This window comes from Streptomyces lancefieldiae (assembly GCF_031845825.1).
GTDB classification, from domain to species: Bacteria; Actinomycetota; Actinomycetes; order Streptomycetales; family Streptomycetaceae; genus Streptomyces; species Streptomyces lancefieldiae.
Genome location: NZ_JAVRFH010000449.1, coordinates 1 through 255, shown reverse-complemented (window position 1 = coordinate 255; position 255 = coordinate 1). Strand labels below are relative to the sequence as shown.

Sequence of the window (255 nt, the reverse complement as noted above, 5' to 3'; positions counted from 1 at the left end):
TCGTGGATGAGGGATGGCCGGTCGCCCGTGCGGCCGAGCGCTACAACGTGTCCTGGCCCACCGCGAAGCGGTGGGCCGACCGGTACGCCGAAGCCGGGCCGGCCGCGATGGCCGACCGGTCCTCACGGCCTCACAGGAGCCCGGCCCGGACCCCTCAGCCGCAGGTCCGCAAGATCGTGCATCTGCGCTGGAAGCAGCGACTGGGACCGGTCCAGATCGCCGGACGGCTGGGCATGGCCGCTTCTACCGTCCACG

General features: G+C 72.5%; 1 protein-coding gene. It reads left to right on the top strand.

Features of this window, described 5'->3' with window-relative positions; translation table 11 throughout:
- Nucleotides 1-2: 2 nt before the first annotated feature.
- Nucleotides 3-255: helix-turn-helix domain-containing protein (locus RM812_RS42915; RefSeq protein ID WP_311586557.1), on the top strand; the 253-nt coding region annotated here is incomplete at its 3' end.